General features: G+C 66.3%; 1 protein-coding gene and 1 pseudogene. Both read right to left on the reverse strand.

The annotated features are described in order from the left end of the window. Nucleotides 1-725 (reverse strand): annotated as a pseudogene (locus AC1D12_RS27470) (hypothetical protein); the annotation flags it as partial. Between the two features lie 4 nt (nt 726-729). Then, nucleotides 730-3,817: LamG-like jellyroll fold domain-containing protein (locus AC1D12_RS27475; RefSeq protein ID WP_477844212.1), on the reverse strand; the 3,088-nt coding region annotated here is incomplete at its 5' end.

The following is a 3,817-nucleotide window of genomic DNA, read 5'->3' on the forward strand; positions in this document are numbered from 1 at the left end:
GTCATCAGGTCGCCGTGCGAGTAGGCGTACTTCACCGTCGTCTGGATCGGCACGGTGTTCGCACCGGCCTTGGCGTTCACCGATTGCACGGCTTCGGTGATCCGGCCGCGTGGGTCGTACTTCACACGGGCGAAGCCGCTGGGGTGATCCACCCGGCTGAGCCGGCCGATGCTGTAGGTGTAGTCCGCGCCGGTGAGGTCCCAGCTCCACGTGATGGTCTGGCTGGCCTGTCCGCTCTGGCTGTAGACGACGCTGGTCGGCCGCCCTTCCAGGTCGTAGGTGTAGGTCTCGGTGACGCCGCGGCTGTCGGTGCGGGTCTTCAGCCGCCGGGCTGCGTCGTAGGTGATGTTGGTGATGCCGGTGTCCGGGCTGATCAGCTGCGTCGCATCGCCGAAGCCGTTGCGCGGGTATTGCGTGACCAGGTTGCGCGGGTCGGTCACCTTCGTCGGCCTGCCTCCTCCGTCGTACTCGATCGCAGTCTTGCCGTTCCGCGGATCGGTCAGTTCCTTCACGCGGTACTGCGCGTCGTAGCTCGCCTTGTTCTGCAGGTTCAGGCTGTTCGGGGCCTTCGTCACCTTGGTGGGATTGCCCTCGGCATCGTATTCGTAGGTCGTCACCGGAATGGGTGACACCGGTGGGGGTGGAACTTGAGCCATCGCTGCGGTCGAGGTCAGCAAGGCCGAAACGGCCGCAGCAATCAGCTTGTGGTTCATCGTCTTGTTCATGTTCTCACTCCCTGCCCGTGCTTTGCTGCGCACGGCCCAGTGCGTCCATTGCCCGGACCAGGCCGCGCTTGAGCGCGCCGGCCGGGTCCTTCACACGCTCGTCCGTCTTGTTGCCGGCGTTGTCGAGCACGTAGTCGATGCGGTTGGCCTTGTGGTCGTATGCCGCCACCTGTCGGTGCGCATCGTCGTAGTCGAAGCCAACCCAGGTGCCGTTGTCGAAGGTCACTTTCTTCAGCTGACCCGCTTCGTCGTACGCATACGTCGTCGTCTCGCCACCGACCGTGTTCGTCAGCAGGCGCTGCCGCAGGTCGTAGGTGTTCACGGTCACAACGCCGCTCGGGTCGGTGCTCTGCAGCACCTGGCCGTAGCGGTTGTAGCGATCGAACGTGGTCATCTTGCCGAGCGAGGTGGTGATCGATTTCAGATCTCCGCGCTGGTGATCGTCATTCGTCTCGGCGTGGTACGCGAAAGTGGTCGTGCCGGTATCTGGATCGGTCGCGGTCAGCACGCGGCCATCGGCGTCATAGGTCCACTCGCTGACGCGGCTGGGCACCTGCGTCTGCAGCAACGGCGGCGTGCCGGTCGTCGGTGCTTCAGGAGGTGGCACGGCGTCGGACACGGCAACGAACGGCGCCGTTGGCACGGTGAAGGCAGCGGCGTAGCGGGCCAGGCCCTTGGTGATGCGTACCTCGTCGACGTAGCCCGAGAAAGTCGAGTTGGACAGCACTGCACCCATGCCTTGCAACGCCCCGATGACGGCCGGCTCCTGCACATCACCGGTCGCCGCGCTGCCTACGTTCACCGGCGTGCCCACGGGCTGGCCATTGCGATACAGCGCAAGCGTCTGGCCTGAACGGACGAGTGCGACGTGATGCCACGTGTTGAGAGGCAGCGGCACGGTGTCTTGCACCGAGTAGGCCGTCGAACCGGACCAGATCGCCGCACTCAGCGCACCGGCCTGCGGAACACCGGAGGTTTCCGTGTAGATCAACCAACCCCGAACCCCGCCGATCTGGTCATGGACCACCAAGCCTCGGTAGTTGATGGACGCACTGTCCAGGTACACCCAGAATTCCACCGTGAAGTCGCCTGAGCCGAAGTTGTAGGCATCAGCACCTTGCGCGGCGACATGCGAATCGCCGCCGTTGAAGCGGATCGAGCTCGGCCCGAAGCGGCTCGTTGTCGTGCTGAGCTGTGCGCCACCCGCGGCGGTCACGCTCTTCGCGCTGGGACTGCTGTCGGTCATGACCGTCGAGGCCTGGGCACCATCGGCATGCAGCAGCAGGCTCACGGTGGAATCCACGGACGGTCCCGAAGGCACACCAGCTCGGAGTGCGAAACCGGTACTGCCGTTCGAATCGGCCGTGGATTGCTCCACACGCTTGCACAGTGCCGCGAGCGGCTTGCCGTCCGGCAGCGTTGCACCAGCCGGCGCGCAACTTGCGATGGCTTCTGCGTTGAATGGGTCAGGTCGACCGTTGTACACGCTCGTCGTGAGCTGCCCTGGCGCGGCCACCCGGATCGGCAGGTTCCAGTCGGGGTGCCACTGCGTGCTGACCTTCACCGCACCGGCGGGCAGGTTGGCGCCCGGGCCGGTGACGGATGTGCAGTTCAGCTCGCTGCCCAGGCGCGTCACCTGAACGGCCTCGAGGCCGCGGGTCGCGTCATGCACGTAGCAGCTGCGCTTGCCGTTGAAATCGTCCTTGCTGGCCACCCGGCCGTTGGCGTCATACGACTGGCTGCGGCTGCTCGCCAGGCTCCCCGCGCCGGCGGGTTGACTCTGCGAGCTGAACTGGTTCTTGCCGTTCACGCTCACCGTGCTCCACGTCGTCGTCTGCCCGCTCGGCTCGGTCATCACCACACCTTGCGGCTGCACCCAGCTGAAGTACCGGGCGACTCCGCCTGGGTACGCCACCTGGTCGACCTGGATGGCCGGCGGTGTCGTGTAGCTCACGCTGTAGCGGTCGACCCCGCCGGCGTGCTCGGTGGCAATCGCACGGCCCTCGATGTCGTAGGTGAAGGTCGAGTACCGTTTCGCCCGTTCATCGCTGACACCCGTCAGCGCCCACGGCAGGCCGCTGTTCTCGTACAGGAAGCTGCGCGTCGTGCCATCGGACCACGTGATGCCCATCAGCCTGTTCTGGCTGTCGTAGCCGAGGGTGGTCGACTGTCCGGCGGCGTCCGTGATGCTGGCGAGGCGCGTCAACGCTCCCGCCGCGACGTAGCGAAAGCTCAGGCTGTGCCCCCGGTTGTCCATCGCCCCGATCAGCAGGCCCGGCGCCGGCGCGATGCTCGCCGGCGTCGTGCCGTCGCTGTACGTGAAGCTGGCCAGCGTGCCGTCGGTCCACGCGATGCTCGTCAACACGCCGGCGGCGTCGAAGATCTCCTGCGCGTTGTGCTTGCTGTCGTTGTAGCGATGGCCTCCACCCGCGATCGACATGAGTCGATCGGCGTCGCCCGGCTCCGCCGCGAAGGTGCCGTCCGCTGCCCGCGGCATCGAGATCACCTGCGCGTATCCCCGCGGAAAGACGGCGACCACCGGCAGGACGGTCCCGCCACTGTAGGTACGCACAGTCCCTCTGCGGTGCAGGTTGCTGTACCACAGAGAACTGCCGAGGACGCTTCCGATCTGCTCCAGGCCGGGAACGCTGGCATAGACCTTCGGCGTCTTCGGCGTCTTGCTGGTGGTGTCGTAGCTGAACGTCAGCGTCGTGCGCCCGATCACGAGACCCGTGTCCACCTCCTCATGCTTCACGCCGCGCAGCGGGTAGATCGGGTTGCCCTTGCAGACATCGCATTCGGGCGGCGGTGGGGAGAGCGCCACCGGGATGTCGACCACTTCGCCACCGAGTTGGCAGCTCGCGGCATCGGGCGCAGCCGGGTAGTCGACGAGCGCGTAGTCGGGCGGGCAGGTTGCGACGTGGAACACCGCAGAGAACGCTGCCGGGCTGACGGGGTCCGCCGTCCAGCACTCGCCGACAACCCATTTCCCCTGGCCGAATCCGACCGGCACCGCGTGAAAGACCAGCGGTCCGCCAAATCTTGCGGCCATCAGGTCGCAGCTGCCCTGTGGCGACTCCGCGTCCGCGAAG

Source organism: Rhizobacter sp. P1_G5 (assembly GCF_056405435.1).